This is a genomic window from Methylobacterium sp. HJ2, from assembly GCF_056431005.1.
This window is the reverse complement of record NZ_JBWJYM010000001.1, coordinates 53,741-72,727: the sequence shown is the minus strand read 5'-3', so window position 1 is coordinate 72,727 and position 18,987 is coordinate 53,741. Positions and strand designations below refer to the sequence as shown.

At 73.1% G+C, this 18,987-nt stretch carries 19 protein-coding genes; 10 read left to right on the top strand and 9 right to left on the bottom strand.

All coding sequences use genetic code 11. From position 1 onward, the window contains the following. Positions 1 to 20: 20 nt before the first annotated feature. Positions 21 to 749: an acetoacetyl-CoA reductase gene (phbB, locus tag ACS5RC_RS00330; RefSeq protein WP_478341841.1), complete on the bottom strand. Its 729-nt coding sequence runs from the start codon at positions 747 to 749 to the stop codon at positions 21 to 23. A gap of 201 nt (positions 750 to 950) precedes the next feature. After that, positions 951 to 2,135, bottom strand: a complete 1,185-nt coding sequence (locus ACS5RC_RS00325; protein ID WP_478341840.1) for an acetyl-CoA C-acetyltransferase — start codon at positions 2,133 to 2,135, stop codon at positions 951 to 953. A 277-nt stretch (positions 2,136 to 2,412) separates the two neighbouring features. Between ACS5RC_RS00325 and phaR the strand changes: the two genes are divergently transcribed. Next, positions 2,413 to 3,030, top strand: a complete 618-nt coding sequence (gene phaR / locus ACS5RC_RS00320) for a polyhydroxyalkanoate synthesis repressor PhaR (protein WP_478341839.1) — start codon at positions 2,413 to 2,415, stop codon at positions 3,028 to 3,030. A gap of 124 nt (positions 3,031 to 3,154) precedes the next feature. Beyond that, positions 3,155 to 3,460: a hypothetical protein gene (locus ACS5RC_RS00315; protein ID WP_478341838.1), complete on the top strand. Its 306-nt coding sequence runs from the start codon at positions 3,155 to 3,157 to the stop codon at positions 3,458 to 3,460. Between the two features lie 132 nt (positions 3,461 to 3,592). On the opposite strand, the gene rpmF is transcribed toward ACS5RC_RS00315, so the two are convergent. Then, a complete protein-coding gene (gene rpmF, locus ACS5RC_RS00310) occupies positions 3,593 to 3,781 on the bottom strand; it encodes a 50S ribosomal protein L32 (protein WP_003601373.1) in 189 nt (62 codons plus the stop codon). A gap of 281 nt (positions 3,782 to 4,062) precedes the next feature. Here rpmF and ACS5RC_RS00305 point away from each other — a divergent pair, with 281 nt between their 5' ends. Next, positions 4,063 to 4,440, top strand: coding sequence for a ComEA family DNA-binding protein (locus ACS5RC_RS00305; protein ID WP_478341837.1), 378 nt, complete (start codon positions 4,063 to 4,065; stop codon positions 4,438 to 4,440). Positions 4,441 to 4,573: 133 nt separating this feature from the next. Here ACS5RC_RS00305 and ACS5RC_RS00300 read toward each other — a convergent pair whose 3' ends face one another. From ACS5RC_RS00300 to ACS5RC_RS00280, 5 genes are read right to left on the bottom strand one after another with little or no spacing between them, the layout of a single operon-like run. After that, the gene (locus ACS5RC_RS00300) at positions 4,574 to 6,763 is read right to left on the bottom strand and encodes a hypothetical protein (protein WP_478341836.1); all 2,190 of its coding nucleotides are present in this window, start codon (positions 6,761 to 6,763) and stop codon (positions 4,574 to 4,576) included. Further along, positions 6,760 to 7,989: a pyridoxal phosphate-dependent aminotransferase gene (locus ACS5RC_RS00295; RefSeq protein ID WP_478341835.1), complete on the bottom strand. Its 1,230-nt coding sequence runs from the start codon at positions 7,987 to 7,989 to the stop codon at positions 6,760 to 6,762. Before ACS5RC_RS00295 ends, ACS5RC_RS00300 begins: the two co-directional genes overlap by 4 nt. Positions 7,990 to 8,003: 14 nt before the next feature. Continuing rightward, a complete protein-coding gene (locus ACS5RC_RS00290; protein ID WP_478341834.1) occupies positions 8,004 to 8,534 on the bottom strand; it encodes a hypothetical protein in 531 nt (176 codons plus the stop codon). Then, positions 8,531 to 9,304, bottom strand: coding sequence for a molybdopterin-dependent oxidoreductase (locus ACS5RC_RS00285; RefSeq protein WP_478341833.1), 774 nt, complete (start codon positions 9,302 to 9,304; stop codon positions 8,531 to 8,533). The genes ACS5RC_RS00290 and ACS5RC_RS00285 overlap by 4 nt, the downstream gene beginning before the upstream one ends. After that, positions 9,301 to 9,990, bottom strand: coding sequence for a cytochrome b/b6 domain-containing protein (locus ACS5RC_RS00280; protein WP_478341832.1), 690 nt, complete (start codon positions 9,988 to 9,990; stop codon positions 9,301 to 9,303). Before ACS5RC_RS00280 ends, ACS5RC_RS00285 begins: the two co-directional genes overlap by 4 nt. 815 nt (positions 9,991 to 10,805) lie before the next feature. Between ACS5RC_RS00280 and ACS5RC_RS00275 the strand changes: the two genes are divergently transcribed. From ACS5RC_RS00275 to ACS5RC_RS00255, 5 genes are all read left to right on the top strand, one after another. Continuing rightward, positions 10,806 to 11,546, top strand: coding sequence for a 5-oxoprolinase subunit B family protein (locus ACS5RC_RS00275; protein ID WP_478341831.1), 741 nt, complete (start codon positions 10,806 to 10,808; stop codon positions 11,544 to 11,546). Continuing rightward, a complete protein-coding gene (locus tag ACS5RC_RS00270; protein ID WP_478341830.1) occupies positions 11,543 to 12,559 on the top strand; it encodes a 5-oxoprolinase subunit C family protein in 1,017 nt (338 codons plus the stop codon). Before ACS5RC_RS00275 ends, ACS5RC_RS00270 begins: the two co-directional genes overlap by 4 nt. Before the next feature lie 85 nt (positions 12,560 to 12,644). Beyond that, positions 12,645 to 13,409, top strand: a complete 765-nt coding sequence (locus ACS5RC_RS00265; protein ID WP_478341829.1) for a 5-oxoprolinase subunit PxpA — start codon at positions 12,645 to 12,647, stop codon at positions 13,407 to 13,409. 99 nt (positions 13,410 to 13,508) lie between these two features. Then, the gene (locus tag ACS5RC_RS00260) at positions 13,509 to 14,285 is read left to right on the top strand and encodes a fumarylacetoacetate hydrolase family protein (RefSeq protein ID WP_478341828.1); all 777 of its coding nucleotides are present in this window, start codon (positions 13,509 to 13,511) and stop codon (positions 14,283 to 14,285) included. A gap of 139 nt (positions 14,286 to 14,424) precedes the next feature. Further along, entirely contained in the window at positions 14,425 to 15,006 is a 582-nt protein-coding gene (locus ACS5RC_RS00255; RefSeq protein WP_478341827.1) for a phospholipase A2 family protein, read from the top strand. A gap of 61 nt (positions 15,007 to 15,067) precedes the next feature. On the opposite strand, the gene ACS5RC_RS00250 is transcribed toward ACS5RC_RS00255, so the two are convergent. Continuing rightward, complete coding sequence (locus ACS5RC_RS00250) at positions 15,068 to 15,376, bottom strand: helix-turn-helix domain-containing protein (RefSeq protein WP_478341826.1); 309 nt, start codon at positions 15,374 to 15,376, stop codon at positions 15,068 to 15,070. A 435-nt stretch (positions 15,377 to 15,811) separates the two neighbouring features. On the opposite strand from ACS5RC_RS00250, the gene ACS5RC_RS00245 reads away from it, so the two are divergent. Next, complete coding sequence (locus tag ACS5RC_RS00245) at positions 15,812 to 17,569, top strand: type I secretion system permease/ATPase (protein ID WP_478341825.1); 1,758 nt, start codon at positions 15,812 to 15,814, stop codon at positions 17,567 to 17,569. A gap of 3 nt (positions 17,570 to 17,572) precedes the next feature. Next, positions 17,573 to 18,985 carry an HlyD family type I secretion periplasmic adaptor subunit gene (locus ACS5RC_RS00240; protein ID WP_478341824.1) on the top strand — a complete coding sequence of 471 codons (1,413 nt, stop codon included), beginning with the start codon at positions 17,573 to 17,575 and terminating at the stop codon, positions 18,983 to 18,985. Positions 18,986 to 18,987: the final 2 nt, after the last annotated feature.

The following is an 18,987-nucleotide window of genomic DNA, read 5'->3' as shown; positions in this document are numbered from 1 at the left end:
GCGGGGTGCGATCCTCGGGATCAGACGAAGTGCTGACCGCCGTTGATGGTCAGCGTCGAGCCGTTGACGAAGCCGGCCTCGTCGCTGGCGAGGTACTCGACGGCGTGGGCGATCTCGTCGGCCTCGCCGAGGCGGCCGGTAGGAATCGTCGAGATGATCTTGTTGCGGATGTCCTCGGGCACGGCCATCACCATCTCGGTGGCGATGTAGCCCGGGGCCACCACGTTCACCGTGATGCCCTTCGAGGCGCTCTCCTGGGCGAGCGCCTTGGCGAAGCCGACCACGCCGGCCTTGGCCGCCGAGTAGTTGGTCTGGCCCGCCTGGCCCTTCTGGCCGTTGATCGACGAGATGATGATGATGCGCCCGAAGCCGCGCGAGCGCATGCCGTCGATGAGGGGGCGCGTGCAGGTGAACATCGAGTCGAGATTGGTGCGGATGACCGCCTGCCACTTCTCGAAGGTCATCTTGTGGAAGGCGCCGTCGCGGGTGATGCCGGCGTTGTTCACCAGCACGTCGATCGGGCCGAGCTCGGCCTCGATCGCCCGGATGCCCGCCTCGCAGCCCTCGTAGTCGCCCACGTCGAACTTGAAGACCGGGATGCCGGTCTCGGCCTTGAAGGCCTGGGCCGCCTCGTCGTTGCCGCCGTAATTCGCCGCGACCTTGTAGCCCTTGTCCTTCAGGCGCTTCGAGATGGCGGCGCCGATGCCGCGGGTGCCGCCGGTGACGAGGGCGACGCGTTGCTGGGCCATAATTTCCTCCGGTTCTTATCGTTGCGGGTGCCGGCGCTGCGGCTGTCCCGCGCGTTCGACGCAGTGCGGGATGGTAGAGTCATTCTGCTGCGCGCGGATGGCGTCCGCACGCGAATAAATCTGACAGCCGGGCCAAATTGTTTTTGTATACCAGTATCTTCCCAGTGCCGGCCGGCTCCGGGAGCCGGCCGGCCCGGACGATCAGGGCCGCTCGACGCAGAGGGCGACGCCCATGCCGCCGCCGATGCAGAGGGTGGCAAGACCCTTCTTGGCATCGCGGCGTTTCATCTCGTGCAGCAGGGTGACGAGGACGCGGGCGCCCGAAGCGCCGATCGGGTGGCCGATGGCGATGGCGCCGCCGTTGACGTTCACCTTCGCGTCGTCCCAGCCCATGTCCTTGTTCACCGCGAGCGCCTGGGCGGCGAAGGCCTCGTTGGCCTCGATCAGGTCGAGGTCGGAGGGCTTCCAGCCCGCCTTGTCGAGGGCCTTGCGCGAGGCCGGGATCGGGCCGGTGCCCATCACCTTCGGATCGACGCCCGCGGTCGCCCAGGACTTGATCTTGGCGAGCGGGGTGAGGCCGCGGCGCTCGGCCTCCGCGGCCGACATCAGCACGATGGCGGCGGCGCCGTCGTTGAGACCGGACGCGTTGGCGGCCGTCACGGTGCCGTCCTTGGCGAAGGCGGGCTTCAGCTTCGCCATCGCCTCGACGGTGGCGCCGTCACGGATGTACTCGTCGGCATCGACGATCGTGTCGCCCTTCTTGCCCGGCACCGTGACGGGAACGATCTCCTCCTTGAAGCGGCCCTCCTTGCGGGCGGCCTCGGCCTTGTTCTGCGAGCGGGTCGCGAACTGGTCCTGCTGCTCGCGGGTGAGTTGGAAGGCCTGGGCCACGTTCTCGGCGGTCTGGCCCATGTGGTAGCCGTTGAAGGCGTCCCAGAGGCCGTCCTTGATCATGGTGTCGATGAGCTTGAGGTCGCCCATCTTCTGGCCGCCGCGCAGGTACTGCGCATGGGGAGCGAGGGACATGGATTCCTGGCCGCCGGCCACGATCACGGTGGCGTCGCCGTTGGCGATCTGCTGCATGCCGAGCGCCACGGTCCGGAGCCCCGAGCCGCAGACCTGGTTGACGCCCCAGGCCGTGGCCTTCTCGGGAATGCCGGCGGCGATGGCGGCCTGACGGGCCGGGTTCTGACCGGCGCCGGCGGTGAGCACTTGCCCGAAGATCACCTCGTCGACGTCCGCGGCCGGGACGCCCGCGCGCTCCAGGGCAGCCTGGATCGCGATCTTGCCGAGTTCGTGCGCGGGCATGCTGCCGAATGCGCCGCCGAAGGAGCCCACCGGGGTGCGGGCCGCACCGACGATGACGATCTCTTCGCTGCCTGCCATCTGACGTTCTCCTCTCGCGGCCGGCGCGCCTTCGCGGCTCGCGCTCTGGTCCGTTGAGGGGATGAAGGGCCTGGGCTACGCGAAGTCAAGTCGGCCGAAGGTGTGGGAGCCGGCCTTCGCAGCGCGTCAAATGCCGGGATTGGCGCCCACTTATGCATTATTCCGCTGGAAAACGCGCCAGATTGCGGTTTTCCGCGGCGCATGAAAGCCTTAAGGTCATTGTGCGGGGCAAGATGCGCGGAGCGGCCCTGCATTGGGATTGGGAGAGGCCCCAGAAATGGCGGAGAGCGTCAAGGCCCAGCAGACCGTCATCAAGAAGTATGCGAACAGGCGCCTCTACCATACCGGCACCTCGACCTACGTGACGCTCGAAGACTTGGCCACCATGGTGCAGAACGGCGAGGATTTCGTCGTCTACGATGCGCGGACGAGCGACGACATCACGCGCTCCGTCCTGACGCAGATCATCTTCGAGCAGGAGAACAAGGCAGGGGCGGACAACCTCCTGCCGGTCGCCTTCCTGCGGCAGCTGATCCGCTTCTACGGCGACAGCATGCGAACCATGGTGCCGAGCTTCCTCGAATTCTCGATGACGAATTTCGCCCGCGACCAGGAGGGCCTGCGCGAGAAGTTCGGCACGAGCTTCGGACCGGCCGCGTTCCAGAACGCGATCGAGCAGCAGGTGCGGACCAACCTGAGCTTCTTCGGCGATGCGATGAAGATGTTCACGGGCTTCGGACCGCCCGGAGCGGTGGGCGCCGTGCAGTCCTCGGCCCCGTCCAAGCATACGCCGATCCAGCCCGCGACGCCCACGCCGGCGCCGAGCGAGCTCGACGAGCTGAAGCGTCAGATGCTGGCGATGCAGGAGCGTCTCGAGGCACTCGCGAAGAAGTAGCCTCCCGGTCGCGCCGACCGCGGGGGCACCCGGACAGGCGCGCCCGGAAAAAGGTTGACGAAGCGTTAACGGCGGCATCAGCGTTGCACCCACTCGCGGATCGGGCGCGTAGGGTGCAGTGGCCATGCTTCGGATCGAGGCACGTATTCCCGGACCGGCACGGATCCGGCCCGTCACGACCGGAAACGGGACTCCGCCGAACCGGGAACCGGCGCCGGCCGATGCGCGACAGGCCCGCGCCGTCGCCGTCCTGGAAAGCGCCGAGCCCGCCGCGACACTCGCCACAAGGAAGGCCGGCCCGGCTCGGCCCGCCGCCGATTTCATCGCCCAGCTGATCGTCGGCGCCGATCCCACCCTGCGGCCCTCCCGCCGGGAGCGGGCGGGCCGGGCCGTCGCCGCCTACGCGGCGGCCCAGCAGCGCGTGGCCTGAGACCGCTCCGGCACAAGTGGGCCCGACGACCGGCGGTCCGAAACGCGGACAGCCCGGGTCCCGCCCTCGCGGAAGGGCGGCACCCGGGCTGTCCAGGATCGCGCGACCGCGGCGGAGCGCGGTTCCGGCGAATCAGGCCTCGGCCGACTTCACCTTCAGCACCTGACGGCCGCGGTACATCCCGGTCTTCAGGTCGATGTGGTGCGGACGGCGCAGCTCGCCCGAATCCTTGTCCTCGACATAGGTCGGGGCCTTCAGTGCGTCGGCGGAGCGGCGCATGCCGCGCCGCGAGGGGGAGGTCTTTCGCTTCGGAACGGCCATGGGATCAATCCTCGCTCGGTCGATGTCGGCAATGCGGCGCGCGGGCGGCTCCCCGGAGAGGATCGCCTCACGCACCGCATGATACGGAGATTCGAGGGCGCGCTTATAACCGCGCGGCGGCCCGCTGGCTAGAGCGGAATCCGCGGACCGTGGACGCCCCTCCCGGCCCGCGGCTCCGGCCCGGCCCGTCGCCGGCGTTAAGGCCCGGTTCAAGCGTGGGCGCCCAGCCTGCGACCGTCGGTCCCCGCAGCGGTGACCGCACCCTTCCCGGGAGACCGTCCATGATCCCAGCCCTCCGCCCCACCCTGCGCGCCCTCGCCCTGCTCGGGGCCTTCGCCGCCGCGCCGGCGCTCGCCCAGACGCCGAGCCCCGCGACGCCGACGAAGCCCATGCCGGCCGCTCCGAGCGCGCCGACCGCCCCGACTGCGCCGAGCGCGCCCGTCGCCGGGCCGCCGAACGCCGCGAAGGGCATGCTGGTCGATCTCAACAGCGCGAGCGCGGCCGAGCTCGACGCCCTCCCGGGCATCGGCGCCGCCCGTTCGGCCGCGATCATCAAGGGCCGGCCCTATCGCGGCAAGGACGAGCTCGTCTCGAAGAAGATCATCCCGCAGAACGTCTATGACGGGATCAAGGACAAGGTGATCGCCAAACAGAAGTGACGCCCTGCGCGGCGCTGGCGCGAAGCCCGGATCCGCCATCCCGACGGGATCGTCCGGATCCGGGACGACAGGCCGGCGCCCGCCCCAGGACACGCCCTGCCGTGCCGCCGCTCCGGCCCTCCGGCGCGGCGGCTCAGGGTGCCGGAGCGGCTAGGCCCGCGCGCGCGGGCGGCGGCCCCGTGACGTCGTCCATCACGAGCTGGCTCAGCGCGCAGATGAACGAGGACAGCCGGTAGCCGTCGTGGCGCGACAGCGCGTTGTCGAACGCGCGCACGTTCCAGAACGGGTCGTTGCCCAGCGTGATCGGGGCGATGCCGGTCAGGGGCAGGCCGTGCTGGAAGCGCACCGCGGGCGTGCCCTGGCCGTCGATCCCGGCCGCCGGAGGCGCCAGATCCTGGCTGTCCCATCCGAGCCCGAATTCCGCGCTCCGTCGCTGCCGGGCCCGCGTCAGCCAGCGGGTCGTGCGCGGGCAATCGATGTCCGCGTCCGCCAGCGTCGCGTAGGCGTGGTACCGCTCCGCGCCGGTCGCCGCGAGGCCCAGCATCTCGTGCGTGGTGCCGAACGGCGCGCCCGAGGCCCGCGCGTCGGCGAGCACCCCGGCGGCCGGCCGCGGCGGGTCGAGATTGCCGATCGTGTGCGATTCCTCCGGCAGGCTGATCTGGAACGGGAAGGTCGCGGCCAGGACCGATAGGGCCCGCAGGGGCAGCGTCAGGAGGCCGTCGACGAGCCCGGGCTCGCGCGGGGCCGCGCAGCTCATGCCGTGCGGCGCCCGGTGCTCGATGCGGGCGGCCGTGCGTTCGAGGAAGCCCGCGGCCGGACGGAAGTCGAACTTGAAGGTCGGGAACAGGTCGTGGGTCGCCCAATCGTAATCGACGCCGGCGTTGAACATGGCGTCGGTGCCGGCGATGCGCTGCTTGATGCGCGCCCGCGCCTCCCGGAACCCGTCGTCGACATCGAGATCGATCCAGGCGCAGTCGCCCGGCCGCAGCCCGCCCGCCGGGAAGGCGAGGGCCGCGGTGACCGACATCACCACCGGGCGCTGGTCGATCGGGAACAGGCCGCTGTCGCGCGCCACCTCGTCGGGCGCGGCGCCCGGATCCGCCGGCAGGACGGCGCGCTCCCAGACGGCGCGCTGGACCGCCGTCCACTTGCTCGCCTCGGCGGCCGGGTTGATCAGGACGACGAGGTCGCCGAGCACCGGCGGCAGGGTCTCGCCGAAGCGATGGCGCCGCACGGCCTTCAGGAGGTCGTCCTTCAGCCCCGTCGCCAGCATGTTGCCGCCGAGGCTGTGGCCCGCCACCACGAGCTTGTTGTGCCGGTCGGCGCCGTCCGCGCCCGGCCGCCTGAGGGTCGCCTCGATGCTGCGCAGCGCCGAGACCGCCGCCGGTGCGATCGCCTCGCTCACGGGCTTGCGATCGAACAGCGTCGCCGCCGCGGAGAGGTCGCCGAAGACGCCGCCGAGCACCGCGCCGAACCGGTCGCGCAGGCCGCGCTCGTCGACCCGGGCGCCGCGCCAGCCGAGATAGACGGCCGTCACCTCGGTCTCGCAGGCGCCGGGATCGGTGCGGCACCGCTCGCGCAGGAAGCGGGCGGCGTGCGCCGCGTAGAAGCGCAGGTCCGCGACGTTGGCGTCGCCGATCCGGGCATCGTGGCGCCAGCCGTGCACGAAGGCGATGACGTAGTGGCGGCCGGTGGCGAGGTGCTGGGCCAGGGCATCGAGCTGCGTGATGACGGGCTTGAGCCCCGTCGCCGGCGCGCCGCGGGCGCGCATCTCCCCCTCCATCGCGTGGCGCAGCATGGCGCTGTCGATGGCGCGGTCGCTGCCGCCGGCGCGCGACACCAGGGCGTAGGGCTCGCCGTCCTCCTTGAACTCGACGAAGCCCAGCGTGTAGCCCAGCGGCCGCTCGCCGCGCTGCGACGGGATCACGTGCCGCTGCAGGGCGCAGCGCAGCCGCGTCCGCCAGCGCGGGTCGTCACGGAGGGCGCTCTCGTCGTTGGTCGGGTCGCGAAAGGTCTCCTGGTCGAGCATGGACGAGGTCGTGAGGCCGGGGCGGGCCTCGCTGAAGATGGTCCAGCCGGTCCGAAGGCCCTCGCGGCATTCCGGGACGGCGGGGTCGAGGTCGCGGTAGGCGCGGGCCTGCGGCGTCGAGAGCACGCCGTAGTTCAGGAACAGGATGCCGAGGGCGAGCAGCGCGACGGCGCCGAGACCGAGCCCGATGCCGCGGACGAGCCCGCGCGCCACGCGCCCGATCCCGCGCAGGATCGCGCCGGAACGCCCGGCGATCGCCGCGGCGCCGCGGTCGCGCTCCCGCCCCGCGCTCATCGGTGGCCGCACTGCAGGAGGCGGTCCTCCAGGATCGCGAGGGCCCGGCCGCAGCCGTGCCGGCCGAGGCCGAGGCGCAGGCGATCCTCGGGGACGGGCGCCAGCGACGAGCGCCACAGCCCGGAGGGCAGCACGAGGAGGCCGGCCTCGGCTGCGAGCCGCCGGGCGAACGCGGTCGCGCCCTCCCGCCCGCGGAAACGGGGACACGCGAAGGCGAGGTTCCGGGGCTCGTCCGGCTCGAACAGGCCCGGATGGCGGGCGAGCAGGGCACGCAGGCGGTCGCGGTTGCGGGCCCCGATGGCGCGGGCCCGGCCGGTGAGGCGCGCCTCGGCCCGCAGCGCGACATGCGCCAGCACCTCGCTCGGGCCGGCGAGGCAGCTCGACAGCAGGCTCTTGACGGCGAGGATCCTGTCCAGGGCGCCGCGATCGCGGCAGGCGACCCAGCCGACGCGCAGGCCCGGCAGCCCGAAGCCCTTCGACAGTCCGTTGATCGAGATCCCGCGCTCGTACAGGTCCACGACGGGCGGGGCGGCGCGCTCCGGGTCCGCGTCGGTCTGGCGATAGACCTCGTCGTTGACGAGCCAGATCCCGCGGGCGCGGCAGAGGGACTCTAGGTCGTTCAGCGCCGCGGGGTCCAGGGTCGCCCCGGTCGGGCTGTTGGGAAAGTTCACCAGCACCAGCCGCGTATTCGGGCGGATCGCGGCGGCGAGGCGGTCGAGGTCGAGGCGCCAGCCCCGGCCGGGATCGAGGGAGATGCCGCTCGCGTCGCAGAGGCCCGTCACCGCCATCTCCGAGGGTTGGTAGACCGGAACCACCACGATCGCGTGATCCTCCGGGCCGAGCAGCGCGCGCAGGACGCAGGCGACCGCTTCCTGAACGCCGGCGCTGACGAGCACGTCGTCCGGCGCGAGGCCCGCGTAGCGGGCGGCGATCGCGGCGCGCAGCCAGGGGGCGCCGCGCGGGTCGGCATAGCCGAGATCGACGTTCCGCCAGCGCAGGACATCCTCCGGGCCGGCAAGCCGCAGCAAGGCGGCGAGCGGAAGCGTCTGCGCGTCCGAGGCCGCGAGATCATGGTGCGTGCAGGCAGCCCAGCGGGTCAAGTAGGCCGCCAGCGGGAAGGACCCGGACGGCGCCTCCCCGGGCTCGTCGACGGCGCGCGCGGCCCGGACGTCCTGCGCCGGGCAGGCCGCGGCCGGTTCGGACTCGGATCCTCCCGCCCTCTCCAAGGATCCCGCTCCGGTCAATGGAAGGGCCGGACGAGTCCGACGCGGATCGTCTCGTCGGGCGGGATCTCGGTGGCGGAGCCAGGCGCGAAGGTCGGCAGGGCGCGCAGGCGCTCGGGCGTCAGGTCGATCAGGGCGACGTGCTCGCCCAGGAGCGCCACCGCATCGACCGGCACGGCCACGAGCCGAGGTCCGAGCCCGGGCCAGGCGACCTGCCGCAGGCCGAGCCAGCCCAGCCCCAGCGCCCCGTCGAGGCGCACGATCATCTCGGCGGCCCCCTCTCCGCGCCGCGCGAGCCCCGTCACGCGCCCGAGGACGGGCTGGGCCGCCTCCGGCTTGAGCAGGAGGCGGCCGGCGAGATCGCCGACGCGCACCGGCTGGGGAAAGCGCTTGGCCGCGCGATCCGCTCTCTCGGGCGCTGCCGGGCCGGGCCTCGGCATCGGGTCGGGATCGGGCGGGGACGCCGCCATCTGCGCCTGCGCCGAGGCGGAGAGGGCCAGCGCGAGGCAGCAGGCCCCGAGGCGGCCGCGGGTCGCCGAGGCCCTCATAGGCCGGCGAACCAGTTGAAGCCCCGGCTCTCCCAGTAGCCGCCGGGATAGGTATTGGTGACCTCGATGGCCGTGATCCACTTCGGGTTCTTGAAGCCGAGCTTGACCGCGGTGCGCAGGCGCAGCGGGTAGCCGTAGGGATCCGGCAGCGCCTCGCCGGCGTATTTCGTGGCGAGCAGCGTCTGCGGGTGCAGCGCGCTGGCCATGTCGATGCTGCTCGGGTAGTCGTCCGCCGTCTTGAAGGCGACGTACTTGGCGGTGAGGTCGGCACCGACCCGCTCCAGGAAGGTGCGCAGCGGCACGCCCGACCACTGCCCGATATAGTCCCAGCCCTCCACGCAGACGTGGCGGATGATGATCTCGCGCTCGGGCAATTCCGCGATCTGTCGACGCGTCCAGGGCCGCTTGTCGGAGACGAGCCCGGCGAGTTCGAGCCGCCACGCCTCGCCGTCGACCGGCTTCACCGCCTCGACGTCGTAATAGGCGTTGAAGCGCGGCGGCTTCAGCACCTCTGAGGCCGGGTATTCGGGGGCGAGCTTCCGAGGATCGAACAGGGCGGCCTGGATGCCGTCGTTCATGTCGGAGACGGCGCGGAGGGCCCGTCCCACCGCGGTGGTGTCGGTCACGTCGCAGCCCGTCAGCATCGTGAGCGCGCCGAGCGACAGGCCTCCGCGCAGGAGGCCGCGGCGCTCGATCCGCCGGAGCAGCGGGCGGTGGTCGTCGAGAATGCCGGCATCCGGCACCGTGGGGGGACGGAAGGGCGATCTCATCGGGCGGCCTCCTTCAGCGGGGCGGCAGGCGATGGCGGGCGGACGGGGCCGCCCGTCAGCATCGCCCAGAGCGTGCGCGGCACGAGCAGGGCGAGCACCACGTGGATGGCGAGGAAGCCGACCAGGACCGCCATGCCGGCGAAATGCACGAGGCGCGCGCCCTGGAACCCGCCGAGCAGGTCGACGAGGCCGGAGAACTGAACCGGCTTCCAGATGGCCAGGCCGCTGACGACCTGGCCGATCCCGGCCAGGATCGCGACGATGTAGAGGATCTTCTGCACGGCGTTGTAGGTCGTCAGGTCCTCGTGCGCGAGCTTGAGGCGCAGCGTGTCGCGCACCGTCCGCACCACGTCGCCGGGGCGGATCGGCAGGAGGCGCTCGCGCAGGCGGCCGGTCGCGAGGCCGTAGAGCAGGTAGGCGGCGCCGTTGGCGGCCAGCACCCACATCGCGGCGAAGTGCCAGAGCAGGCTCTCGGCCGCCCAGGAGCCGATCCGGATCGCCTGGGGGAAGAAGAGGCCGTGGATGATGACGGAATCGTCGTAGATGCCCCAGCCGGAGCCGATCAGCACCACCATCGCCACGGCGTTCGTCCAGTGCATGATCCGCACCGGCCAGGGATGCAGCCGGCGCGGCGTGGCCGTCGGCTGCCGCGCCGCGGGGCCCGCAGCAGATGCCGACCCGGACATCAGCGCCGACCGGACAGGGGACGGTCGAGCGGCCGGCCGCGGTTCGCGGGGCGGTCGGAGGGTTCGGATTCAGACCGCGGCATGATGAAACCCCCTGATCGATCCCGGCGGGAACGTGGTGGCCGGATTGGTTCGGGCCTCGATCCCGGACCGTTGGAGCGCGTGGACACTCTCGACGGCTGTGTAGGCGGACGTCCCGAGCCGGATCCCCGTCTCCGCCGCGAGAAATCCAGTCTCTCCGGCAATCGCGGGCCGCGAAGCCTGGATGAAGCCTTGTGCAGCCCCGATATCCTGTCGATCGCCCGCCCGATCAGGGGCCGGCGACCGAATTCCATTCGCTTCCGGGCTGTCGCGCGGCGGAATCACTGCCCGATCGCCCTCACGCACTGGTTTCGCCGGGGCTCGTCACGCGGTTACAGCCGAAGACGCCCTCGGGGCCGGCCCGATGGCGTCTTCGCGCCCACGGCCGGTCATGGGGACCCGCGGAGAGCGCGGCCTGCCTCCGAGGGAGGTCGCCCCCCCATCGTCGTCACCCGCACGGAGCCCGTGCGGGGTCGCTCCCGGCCGGTCGGCCGTGCCGAGAGGCCGGCCACTCCGAGCGGGCCGGCGCTCCGGCCGTTCGGCCCGGATCAAGCCTCGATCCCCGGACGGGACATCGGAATCCGTCACCGCCGTCGCTGGCCTTCCGCTTGCACCGGACCGATAACCTGGGCTCCTCGCCGGCCGCCCGGGATCGCGCCCGGACCGGCGGGGTTTGGGAGCGTGCCCCGGCGGACCGACGGTTCGGTGCGGACGTGTCCCGAGGCGGAGGCCCCATGACGGAACCCGGAGCGGACACGGCGCCACGGCCCCGCTTCCTCGACGCGGGCGAGGCGGCCCTGGTGGTGGAATTCGGCCGGCGGGTCGATCCGGCGATCAACGACCGGGTGCTCGCCCTCGACGCCGCCCTGGCCGCCGACCCGCCACGGGGCCTCGCCGAATCGGTGCCGACCTACCGCTCGCTGATGATCCACTACGACCCGCTCGTGCTGTCCCGCGAGGCCCTGGTCGCCGCGGTGGAGGCCCGCCTCGCGGATCGCGGCGCGCCACGCCCCGCCGGCCGGGGCTGGACCATCCCGTGCTGCTACGACCCGGCGCTGGGTGAGGACATCGCCGAGGCGGCAGGCCGTGCCGGGCGCGATGCGGCCTCCGTCGCCGCCCTGCACGCGGGCGCCGCCTACCGGGTCTACATGTACGGGTTCGCGCCGGGCTTCGCCTATCTCGGCGGCCTGCCCGACGCGCTCGCCCTGCCGCGCCGCCCGACCCCGCGCCCGCCCCACCCGCCCGGCGCCGTGATGATCGGCGGCGGGCTCGCGGCCATCGGCACCTTCCCGATGCCGACCGGCTGGTACGTCCTCGGCCGCACGCCGGAACGCCTGTTCGCCGAGGGGCGCGACCCGGCCTTCCTGATCGAGAGCGGCGACACGCTGCGCTTCGAGCCGGTGGACGCGGAGACCTTCGCGGCCCTCGAGGCGCGCGCCGCCCGGGGCGAGATCGTGGCCCGGAGGGCGCAATGAGCCTTTTGCCGACCCTGCGCATCCTCGCGACCCGCGGCGGCGCGACGCTTCAGGACGCGGGGCGCCGCGGCGCCATGCGCTACGGCATCACCCCGGCCGGGCCGATGGATCCCCTGGCCTACGCCACCGCCAACCGGGCGCTGGGCAACCCGCCGGGCGCCACCGCCATCGAGGTCGGGCTGGGCGGCCTCAGCCTCACTGTTGAGGACGCCCCCCTCGATCTCGCACTGGCGGGCGGACGCTTCCGGATCGATTGCGACGGCCGGCCGCTGCCGCCCGCCGCCGCGCTGACCCTGCGCCCCGGCATGACGCTGACCCTGCGGGCGGGGCGGGCGGGGGCGTGGTGCTACCTCGCGGTGGCCGGCCGGATCGCGGTGGCGCCGGTGCTCGGCTCCACCGCGACCCACACCCGCTCCGGCTTCGGCGGGCTCGACGGCCGCGCCCTCGCGGCGGGCGACGGGCTCGCGGTGGCCGAGGCCCGCGCCGGCCTCGGCGAGCCCGGCGCCCTCGTCGTCCCCTGGCTCGAGCGCCCGCCGGAGACGATCCGCGTCGTGCTCGGGCCGCAGGACGACGCCTTCGCGAGCCCCGAGATCGCGGCCTTCCTCGCGCGCGACTGGACGGTCACGCCGAAGGGCGACCGCATGGCCTGCTTCCTCGACGGCACGCCGCTCCGGCACGCGGCCGGCCACGACATCGTCTCGGACGGCATCGCCATGGGGGCGATCCAGGTTCCGGGCGAGGGCCTGCCGATCGTCCTGATGGCCGACCGCCAGCCGACCGGCGGCTACCCGAAGATCGCAACCGTGATCGGGGCCGATCTCGGCCGGCTCGCCCAGGCGCAGGCGAGAACGCGCCTGCGCTTCCGCGCCGTCCCGGTCGCCGAGGCGGTGGCGGCCCGTCGCGCCGAAGCCGCGGCGCTGGAGCCGCCCGTCGCCCTGGAGCCGGTGGTCCGCACCGAGTTCAGCTCCGAGTTCCTGCTCGGCCGCAACCTCATCGACGGCGTCGTCGGATGAGGCGCCGCCCCCGCCGGGTGCGCAGGCCGGCAGGGGGTCTGCTACAGTGCCGGCCAGAGCCGACCGAGGCGCGCGGAGGAGGGACATGCCTGAGATCGATCTCAACGCCGATCTCGGCGAGGGCTACGGCGCCTATGCCTGCGGCGACGACGCGGCCATGCTCGGCCTCGTCACCTCGGCCAACGTCGCCTGCGGCCTGCACGCGGGCGATCCGGAGATCATGGCGGCGACCTTCCGGCTCGCCCGGGAGCGGGGCGTCGCGGTGGGCGCCCATCCGGGCTTCCCGGACCTCTGGGGCTTCGGCCGGCGCCGGATCCCGTTCACGCCCGCCGAGATCGAGCGGCTCGTGGCCTATCAGGTCGGCGCCGCGCAGGCGCTCGCGACCTATGCGGGCCACCGCATCACCTACGTGAAGGCGCACGGGGCGCTCGCCAACGTCGCCGCGGCCGAGCGGGACGTCGCCGACGCCGTGGCGCGGGCGGTGCGGGCGGTCGACCCGCGCCTCGCGCTGCTCGCCATCGCGCTCACCGCCCAGGTGCCGGCGGGGCAGGCGCAGGGGCTCGCCGTGCATCAGGAGATCTTCGCCGACCGCGGCTATACCGAGGACGGCCAGCTCATCCCGCGGGGCAGCCCCGGCGCCCTGATCACTGATGCCGAGGCGGCGGCCGACCGGGTGCTCGCCATGGTGGAGGCCGGGGCGATCGTCACCGCCGCGGGCACGCGCCTGCCGACCCCGATCCGCTCGATCTGCGTCCACGGCGATTCCGCCCATGCCGTGGCCACCGCCCGCACGGTGCGGGCCCGCCTCGAGGCGGCGGGCGTGGGCCTCGCGCCCTTCGCGCCGGCCTGACGCGGCCGAGCCGCCGTTTGCCCCGGTGCCTCGGGCGCGCTAGTCCCGGCCGGAGGGCGCGTCCGCGGCGCGCGGCCATCCGTGGGGATAGGAGAGCTCATGACGGCATCCCGACGCGATCTGCTGGCCCTGGCCGCCGCCTCCGCGGCCATCGGCACCCCCGCCGCGGCGGAATCCGGGAGCGAGACGCTCTTCGCGCTGCCGGTCGTCACCGTCCCGATCGCGGGCGAGCGCGCGGTGTTCCCGGTGCGGCGCATCTACTGCATCGGGCGCAACTACGCCGCCCACGCGATCGAGCGCGGTTCCGACCCGACCCGCGAGCCGCCGTTCTTCTTCCAGAAGCCGACCGACGCGATCCAGGTCGTGCCCGCGGGCGCGGTCGCCGACCATCCCTACCCGACGCTGACGCAGAACTACCACCACGAGGTCGAGCTGGTGGCGGCGCTCAGATCGGGCGGCGTGAACATCCCGCCGGAGCGGGCCCTCGACCACGTCTACGGCTACGCGCTCGGCCTCGACATGACCCGGCGCGACCTCCAGAACGCGATGGCCGCGCAGAAGAAACCCTGGGAGATCGGCAAGAGCTTCGATCAGGCCGCCGTGATCGGGCCGATCCACCCGGTCTCGCAGGTGGGGCACCTGAGCCGGGGGGCGATCTCGCTCGCGGTGAACGGGACGCTGCGCCAGAACGCCGACCTCGACAAGATGATCTGGAGCGTGGCGGAGCAGATCGCCAAGCTCTCCGAAGCCTTCGCGCTCAAGGCCGGCGACCTCATCTACTCGGGCACGCCCGAGAACGTCGGGCCGGTGGTGCGCGGCGACGTGCTGCACGCCCGGCTCGAAGGCCTGCCGGACCTGTCGATCCGCATCGTCTGAGCGCGGCTCGAGACCGGCCAGGCCCGGGTCGCCGGCCCGGTCGCGGCGGCGGGGCCCCACTCCCCACCGCGCGAAGCGGGCCCCGGAACGGTGCGGCCAGGATCCGAGTTCCTGGGGCCGTTTCGCAGCCCGAGCCGTCATGCACGTCCTGATCCGCGCGTTCCTGGTCCTCGTCCTCGTCTCGGGCCCGCTCGCGGCCCAGGCCCAGCCCGTCGTCGAGGAGGTGCCGGCCACGGAGGAGGACGGCGCGCGGCCGGGGCCGCCGCCGCCCCTGCCGGATCTGTCGGATCCGAACGCGCGGGCGGGCGAGCCGCTGAACGAGCCGGACACCCGGTCGAGCATCCCGAAGGCCCTGCGCGGATCCGCGTCCAAGGCGGGCGGACCGGCCAACGACCTCAATCCGGGCGGTCGCGCCGAGGCGCCTGTGCCGCGGGCGGGCGACCTCGGCAACGTCCTGGCCGGCACGGAGCTGTTCCACGGCAATTACTGCGGCGCGGGCCAGCGGGGCGACGGGCTGGCGCCGACCGACGCGCTCGACACCGCCTGCATGCACCACGACGCCTGCTACGACGCGGCCGGCTACCGCTCCTGCGCCTGCGACGCGACGCTGAAGCGCGAGGCGGCGTCCGTGTCGGAGCGGCCGGATGTGCCCCTCGAGATCCGGCGGCGCGCGCTCAGCGTGGTCGAGGCCGCCGATGCCCTGCGGTGCCGGGTGCCCTGAGCGGTCGCGGGCCGACGCGACGCCCGGAACGCCTGGGATGTCCGGAACGCCGTCGGGCGCGCTACGCCGCGGGCGCCTCGCCGAACAGGATCTCGTGGGTCATCGGATCGTAGAACCGCATCAGGTTCCGGACGAGGTCCCGGGCATCGACGCCGAGCGCCTCCGCCCAGGCCCGGTAGCGGTCGGGCGGGATGCGGCCGCGGCCGGTCTCGAGCTGCGAGATGAAGGTGTAGTAGTCGGCGCCGACCAGCGCGGCGAGCTGCCGCTGCGAGAGGCCGCGCGCCTCGCGGAGTTCCTTGAGGTACCGGCCGCCCTCCCGGCGCAGTTCCAGCACCCCTTCGGAATCCAGGCGTTGGTGATGAGCATACACGGGAGTCGGTCCCTCCTGCCCGCGCGCCCCGTCGCGGCGACACGCTTGTACAGTGAAAACTATATACCCGGAACCGGCGCGCCGTGTCCAGACGGGAGCCGGGGCGGCGTCGCCGCGACCGCCCGCGGGACGTTTGGAGGAAGGCCTGACGGGATGCTTGGCGGGATGCTTGGCGGGATGCTTGGAACACGCTGCGCGCGCGCTATTATCCCGACCCTGGCAGGATGATCGTCGAGGGCGGCAGAGATGATCCGTGCGTGCGCAACGTCCCGTGCCGACCTGAACGGGGAAGCGGCCAAGCATCGCCCGGCTCTCGACTTGCCGGCCCCGGCGTCCGTCTTCCCGATTTCGGATCCCTTCGGCGCGAAATCGGCTCCGTGCCGGGGCTCCGATCGGTCCGGAGCTCCGTAGAACCCGATCCGGGCGAGGCGCATCATGGCTGATCCCGCATTGCGACCGGCGCTGGATACGGGCCTGCGCGCGCTGCGGCCGGTCCTGGCCACGGCCGTGATCTTCGGATGCTTCATCAACCTGCTGCTCTTCGTCAGCCCGCTCTACATGCTCCAGATCTACGACCGGGTCCTGCCCAGCCGTAGCGAGACGACCCTCGTCGGCATCACCCTGATCGCGGCCTTCGCGCTGGCCGTCTACGCGGCTCTGGACATGCTCCGGGCGCGCCTCCTGGTGCGGGGCGGCCTGATCTTCGACCGCGCCATCGCCGATCCGGTCTTCGATGCGGCGCATCGCGGGACGCTGCTGCGGCCCGGCGCGCAGCACGAGACCGCCCTGCGCGACGTGGACGTCCTGCGCGAGTTCCTGACCGGCGGCGGCATCCTGGCCTTCTGCGACCTGCCCTGGACCCCGATCTTCCTGCTCGCCTGCTTCGTGCTCCATCCCTGGTTCGGCTGGATGGCGCTGCTGGGCGGGGGCATCATCCTGGGACTGACGCTGCTCAACGAATGGGCCACGCGGCGCCTCCTCGACGCCGCCAACCGGGCCTCCCGGGAGGCCGGCCAGCAGGCCGCGTCGACCCTCCGGAACGGGGAGGTCCTCCAGGCCATGGGCATGCTCGCGGCCATGCGGGGCCTCTGGCGCGATCGCCACGACGGCGTGCTGGGTCTCCAGGCCCGGGCCAGCGACCGGGCCGGCCTCATCGTGGCCACGACCAAGTTCGTGCGCATGCTCCTGCAGACTCTGGTCCTCGGCGCCGGCGCCTACCTCGCGATCCACCGGGAGATCTCCGCCGGGTCGCTGATCGCCGCCTCGATCGTGATCGGCCGGACGCTGGCGCCGATCGAATCGGTGGTCGGCAACTGGAAGGGCTTCATCGCGGCCCGGGCGAGCTACCGCCGCCTGAGGGAACTCGTGGCGGTGGCAGGCCCCCCGCCGCGCCGGCTGGCGCTGCCGCGACCCCGGGGCCTGATCGAGGCCGAGGGCGTCTGCGTCGCGGCGCCCGGCTCCGGCCGGCCGATCCTGCACGACGTCGGCTTCCGCCTCGAGCCGGGCAGCGTCGTGGGGATCATCGGCCCGAGCGGCGCGGGCAAGTCGACCCTCGTCCGGGCCGTCACGGGGATCTGGCCCCTCGCGAGCGGCAGCCTGCGCATCGACGGGTCGGACCTCCGGCACTGGGACCAGCAGGCGCTCGGTCACCATGTCGGCTACCTGCCCCAGGACGTGGAGCTGTTCGACGGCACGGTGGCGCAGAACATCGCGCGGTTCGCCGACGCCGACGACGCGGACGTCCTCGCGGCGGCCCGGCGGGCGGGCTGCCACGCACTGGTCCAATCCCTGCCCGACGGGTACGACACGCTCGTCGGCCGGGGCGGGCACGGCCTGTCCGGCGGGCAGCGCCAGCGCATCGCCCTGGCCCGCGCGCTCTACGGCGATCCCAGCCTCGTCGTGCTCGACGAGCCCAATGCCAGCCTCGACCAGGCGGGCGAGGCCGCCCTGATGCGGGCCGTGGCGGATCTGCGGCAGGCGGGCGCGACGATCCTGATCGTGACCCACAAGGTCGCCCTGCTGACCGAGGCCGACTGGATCCTGGTGATGAGCGGCGGCGGGGTGCAGAGCTTCGGCGCGGCCGAGCAGGTGCTCGCGCAGGTCGCCGGCCCCCGGCCGGTCCCGACCCTCGTCGGCGGCTCCGGGACGGCCGAGCCCCGGCACGCCGCCGACGCGCAACGGAACGCGGGGTGAGCGATGGCCACGCCGCCGACCGAGACGCTGGCCCTGCCCGTCGCCGAACCCTTCGCGAAAGCCGGCGCCGAACCCCGGACCCGGCCCTTCGCCCGATTCGGCGCCGCAGCCGGGTCGTCCCACATCCCGGGGCTGATGGACTGGCGCTGGTACGCGGCGGCCGGCTACGCGCTCATCGTCGCGACCTTCGGCGTCTGCGGCACCTGGGCCGCCGTCGCGCGCCTCGACCGGGCGGTGATCAGCCCCGGGGTGATCGTCGCCGAGGGCAGCCGCAAGGTCGTCCAGCACCTCGAGGGCGGCATCGTCGAGGCGGTCTTGGTCCGCGACGGGCAGGCCGTCCAGGCCGGCGAGGTCCTGATGCGCGTCGATCCCGTGCAGTCCCGCGCCAGCGCGGACCTGTTCCGCGGTCAGCTCGACGCGGCCCTGATCCTGGAAGCGCGGCTGCGCGCCGAGCAGGACCAGACCGCCGACCTCGCGCTGCCGCCCGAGATCGCGGCGCGGCGCGGGGAGCCCGGCCTCGCCCGCCTGATCGCCGACCAAGCGAGCCAGCTGTCGGAGCGGCGCGCCTCGTTCGGGGCGCAGCTCGCGCTCATCGAGGCCCGGGTGACCCAGCTCCGGACCGAGATCTCGGGCCTCGCGGTCGAGAAGGCCTCGGTCGAGCAGCAGGTGGCCCTGATCCGGCAGGAGCTGGAGGGTCTGCGCAGCCTGCGCGAGAAGGACCTCATCCCGCTCTCGCGGATCCTGACGATGGAGCGCGAGCGCAGCCGCCTCGACGGCGTGATCGGGCGCTCCGTGGCCGAGACGGCCAAGGCGCAGAACGGCATCAACGAGGCCGGCATGCAGGCGGCGCAGCTGCGCCAGAAGCTCCAGGAGACGCTCACCGCACAGCTTCTGGAGACCCGCCAGAGGATCACCGAGCTGCGCGAGAAGCTCGTCGTCGCCCAGGACGTGCTCCGGCGCCACGAGATCCGCGCCCCCCACCAGGGCGTGGTCCAGGGCCTCAAGGTCTACACGATCGGGCAGGTGATCCGCTCGGGCGAGCCGCTGATGGAGATCGTGCCGACGAACGACAGGCTGGTGATCAGCGTCCAGTTCGCGCCCAACGACCTTGAGGCCGTCCATGCGGGAATGCGGGCCGAGATCCGGTTCCCGGCCTTCCAGACCCGCCGGATGCCGGCGATCTTCGGGACGCTGAGCACGGTCTCGCGCGATCGCCTGATCGACGACGGGACGAAGCAGGCCTATTTCGCCGGCACCGTGGAGATCGACGAGCGCGCGCTGCCCGGGGACGTGCGGCCCCGCCTGATCGCCGGGCTGCCAGCCGAGATCGTCGTCTCCGCCGGCGAGCGGACGGCCCTCGACTATCTCGTCGCCCCCTTCTTCGAGGCCCTGGGACGCGGCTTCCATGAGCGGTAGAT